Here is a 4,349-nt window from a genome sequence, read left to right as displayed (position 1 = left end):
AAAATAACGGCGATATAAAATTGCAAAATTTTAACTACCGCATAAAAAGGTCCGTAAAAACGCCTCGCCCTTTTTATGATTAGCAGCGGCTCGCCCGGTTTCGCATCGTTCATTTTTGATCCTCAGATAAAATTTATTCATATTTGAAATTTTTAAAATTGAAATATCTTACATTGCGTTCTTTCAGTAGAATTTTCAGCTTTTCAAAATCATCGCTGGCTATGTAGTCCATCGGTATAGAGATCGAGCCTAGATAAATCAATATATCATAAATTTTAGGCTTAAGCCTTATGGCTAAAATTTGTTTAAATGATATAGGGATTTTATATGCGGTGAATTCCTTTATATCTGTAAGCATGATAATTTTTTCCCAGAAAAAATATTTCACGACTATGCGATCATCGTAGCACGCAATAAATTTAAAGCAATTCGGGATAATCTCTGCGTAAAAAAGCCCGATTAGCATCACCCAGCCTACGATAGGCGCATAAGGCTTGTCGAGCATTATAAAAACAATGGCGATATAAAATTGCAAAATTTTAACTACCGCATAAAAAGGCCCGTAAAAACGCCTAGCCCTTTTTATGATTAGTAGCGGCTTATCCGGTTTGGTATCGTTCATTTTATCTCCTTGCTTGAATGTCGCATTACGGTTTTAAATTTAGCGCTAAATTCTATCTTTGCTACGCTTACGCAGCGTTTAAATTTAATCTTGCCAGCGGTTACGGCTAAATTTTAAATTTTCAAACTTGCCGTTTAAAAGAGCCGTCATCTGAGGGAGTGCGCGCAGGCGGGCGCAAGCAAAAAATAGCCTCAGGCGCTGTTTTATCGCGGGCCTTCGTCCGCATCAAGTCATACCGAGCCGCGTTAAAGCCCCAAAGCTCACGCGATTTCTAATTTTGCTATCGAGCCGCACCGAACCGCAGCCAAACTCGCGCGGCGAAAATCTAAATTTACGCTATAATCTTGCAAAGCGGAGCGTAGAACTCCTGCTGCGCGTGCGCGACGAAATTTAAACAAAGGCCCGCAAATTCGGGCTTCTTAGCTTTCGCGTGGCTGCGGCGTAACGCTAAATTTAACGGAGGGCGCATGGATAAAGAGCGGTATATTTTTGAGAAATTTAGATCGAAGTTTAGCGGCGATGATTGCGCCGTAATTGGCGAACGGGCGTATTGCAAGGACCTTTTTGTCGAGGGCGTGCACTTTCGCCGCGGCTGGCTGAGCCTGCGCGAGATCGGCGCAAAGGCGATGCTCGTAAACATCTCGGACATGATCGCGACCAATGCGCGCGCCAAATACGCCCTGCTGGGGCTTGCTCTGCCGCGCGAGATCGGCACGCGCGAGATCGACGAGCTGTGCGCGGGCGTGAGCGAGACGGCGCGGGAGTGGGGCATACGGATCATCGGCGGCGACACGATCGGCTCGGATCGCATCGCGCTTAGCGTGAGCCTGATCGGCAAGTGCAAGCGCCCCGTGTTTCGCAGCGGCGCGCGTGTGGGCGATTTCATCGCGCATACTGGCGAGCTAGGCGGCGTCGGGCGCGATCTGGCGGTGCTTTTAAGAGATGAAATTTCGCCCGCTAGCTCGCAGACGCAAAACCGAAATGATAAAATTTCGCCTGCGCAAGGCCCAAGCGATGAGGTGCGAAGCTCGGGCGATAAAATTTCATCTGCGCGCGCCGAGCCGCAGAGCCTGGATGCCGAAAATTCGGCGCAAAATTCCGTGTCACGAAGCGGAGAGGATCATAAGAGCCCTGCGTCGCAAAGCCTCGCATGCGAAAATTATATGTCGCAAAGCTCTGCAGGCGAAAATCCTGTGCCGGGTAGTGGCTCATATCGCTTGCGCGAGGATCTGCGCGCAAAAATTTCAAAAAATTCGCGCTTCGTCAGGCCCGTCTTGCGCGATAAGTTTTTTTACAAGGCGGCGAAGTTCATCAGCGCGGCGATGGACATTAGCGACGGGCTCGCGCAGGATTTGCCCCGCCTGCTGGAGGCTAGCGGCGTGGGTGCGCGCTGGATCGCCCGTCCTAGCGAGGCTGCGTTGCAAAGCGGCGAGGAGTACGAGATTTTGTTCAGCTTCGCGTCGAAGTTTTTGCCCAAAATCTACGCGATTGCCGCTAAAGCGGGCGTTTCGATCAATATCATCGCCGAGGTTTGCCCGCGCACTCCGCAAAGCTCTATGGAATTTCGCGGCAGCTCGCACCACTTCGCGCCTTGAAATTTTGCCGCGATCGCTTTAAATTTTACGGCGCGCGGCATGGAATTTCAAATTTTGTGGAGCCGAAGATTTGAAATTTCGCCCCTTCACGTAGCCTACACGCAAGCTCGCTATCATACCGCTACAAAATTTACAAAGGAGCCGTATGAGGGAGATCGTAAAAAAATTTGTCGCAGGCGACGCGGATATTATATTCGCCAGACTTTTCGTTATCATCGTGCTTGCCGTGATGGGCAACTACAAGTGGTTTGAGTTTGAAGTGGAGACTTTAAAGCCGCTCTTTTCGCAGACGTGGCTTTCGTTTTTGCCCTCAGCGCTCGGGGACGCCGGCGCGAGCTATTTTTTGGGCGTGGTGGAGACCGTGGGCTATCTCTCGCTCATCGCGGGCTTTTTCAAGCCGAAGGCGGGTATCGTGGGCGATCTCATCGTGATCGTCATGGCGCTTACTACGCTCAGCCTACTGCCGCAGCTAGGCAAGATCGACGGCTTTATCTTTAAAGACCTTTTCTTGCTAGGCCTTGGCTTGGTGCTGCTAAAATACGACCTGGCGCGCCTTTGCCGCGGAGAAAAAAGCTGCGATTGAGCCGTCAAAACATACTGGCGTCGGTTCCGACGCAACACTAAATGATCGCGCACGGCGAGCTTGAGGCTTTTGATTTGAAGCCTGCTTTGCCGGCGGGGTGCGTGCTTGAGTCTGCTTGCATAGCACCCTTTAAAATACAGCCGCGCGCTAAAATTTTATGACGTGCGGTTGAAATTTATTGAGCTACGATAATTAAATTTTGCCAACGCTCAAACTCAAAATTATAAAATTTAAATCGATCCATCAGATTGTGCCACAAATTGAGTCGCGTTAAATTTTGACAGCGAAAGCTTAATCCTAAGCTCAAAGCATTAGATTTAGATCCAGCCAAATTCGCATTTGATTAAGCGAAACGAAAAGCGCAAAGTTATATCATTTCTTAGGAATTCTGCAATTTTTTCGAAAGGATGAGATATGAAGCACTTTTCACTCTCAAAGGCCGTTTTTATGGCGGCGAGTTTGGCCCTGCTCGGGCTAACGGCTGCGAATGCGCAGGAGAAATTTTCCCCAGTCATCGTCATTCACGGCGGCACCAGCGGTCTTGATCTAACCAAGGAGGAATTTAAAATCCGCGAGGAGCCTATGAAAAAAGCGCTTTTGGCGGGTCAAGCCGTGCTTGAGAAGGGCGGCAGCGCGATGGATGCCGTAACGGCGGCGATAATGGTGCTTGAGGACGATCCGAATTTCAACGCGGGCAAGGGAGCGGTATTTACCGCCGACGGATTTAACGAGCTCGACGCCTCGATCATGGACGGCTCGACCAAAAAAGCGGGCGCGATCGCTATGGTGCGGCATATCAAAAACCCTATCCTAGGCGCCAGGCTCGTGATGGATAAGACGTGGCATACGCTAGTCGCCGGCGAGGGAGCCGACAAGCTCGCTAAAGAAAACGGCCTAGAGATGGTGGATCAGAAGTATTTTTTCACGCAGTTTAGATACGACGCGCTGCAAAAAGCCAAAGAGAAGCAAAAGCTGCTACTTGATAGCGAAAAGGCGAAAAAGACGTCGTTAAATTTACACGAGCGCCCATATCTTGGCACCGTGGGCGCGATCGCGCTGGATAAAAACGGCAACCTAGCCGCAGCGACCAGCACGGGCGGCATGACCAACAAAATGACCGGCCGCATCGGCGATAGCCCGATAATAGGCTCTGGAACCTACGCCGACAACGACTCGGTGGCGGTTTCATGCACCGGCACGGGCGATATATACATGCGCGTAAACGCCGCACACGAGGTCTCGGCTCTGTATAAATACAAAACCTCCGACGTGCAAAAGGCCGCCGAAGAAGCGGTGCAAGAGGTCAAAGCGCTCGGCGGCAGCGGCGGCATCATCTCGATCGACAAGCACGGACACACGGGCTTTGCATGGACGAAAGATAAGCTGGGGATGTATCACGGCGAAGCAAGACTCGGAGCCAAGCCGATCGTTTATTGGCCACTTGGCGAGAAATGATTGATTTTAGCAGATAGCGCAGAAAGCAGAGAAGCGCTTAGCAAGAAAAGATCAAATTTGATCCCGCCTATTTTGATTCGGGCGGGGTCAAATT

Annotated in this window: 4 protein-coding genes; 3 read left to right on the top strand and 1 reads right to left on the bottom strand. The window is 50.3% G+C overall.

Going from position 1 to position 4,349, the window contains the following annotated elements:
• Window positions 1-133: 133 nt before the first annotated feature.
• Window positions 134-622, bottom strand: coding sequence for a hypothetical protein (locus Q0620_RS10615; RefSeq protein WP_298785118.1), 489 nt, complete (start codon window positions 620-622; stop codon window positions 134-136).
• Window positions 623-1,089: 467 nt separating this feature from the next.
• Between Q0620_RS10615 and Q0620_RS10610 the strand changes: the two genes are divergently transcribed.
• The 3 genes from Q0620_RS10610 (at window position 1,090) to Q0620_RS10600 (ending at window position 4,255) form a co-directional block, all read left to right on the top strand.
• A complete protein-coding gene (locus Q0620_RS10610; RefSeq protein ID WP_298785115.1) occupies window positions 1,090-2,217 on the top strand; it encodes a thiamine-phosphate kinase in 1,128 nt (375 codons plus the stop codon).
• Window positions 2,218-2,362: 145 nt separating this feature from the next.
• Complete coding sequence (locus Q0620_RS10605) at window positions 2,363-2,800, top strand: DUF417 family protein (RefSeq protein WP_298785113.1); 438 nt, start codon at window positions 2,363-2,365, stop codon at window positions 2,798-2,800.
• A gap of 414 nt (window positions 2,801-3,214) precedes the next feature.
• Window positions 3,215-4,255: an isoaspartyl peptidase/L-asparaginase gene (locus Q0620_RS10600; RefSeq protein ID WP_298785111.1), complete on the top strand. Its 1,041-nt coding sequence runs from the start codon at window positions 3,215-3,217 to the stop codon at window positions 4,253-4,255.
• The last annotated feature ends 94 nt before the right edge of the window (window positions 4,256-4,349 follow it).

This window comes from uncultured Campylobacter sp., from assembly GCF_938017615.1.
In the GTDB taxonomy this organism is placed as follows: Bacteria; Campylobacterota; Campylobacteria; order Campylobacterales; family Campylobacteraceae; genus Campylobacter_B.
This window is presented reverse-complemented; position numbering and strand designations above follow the sequence as displayed.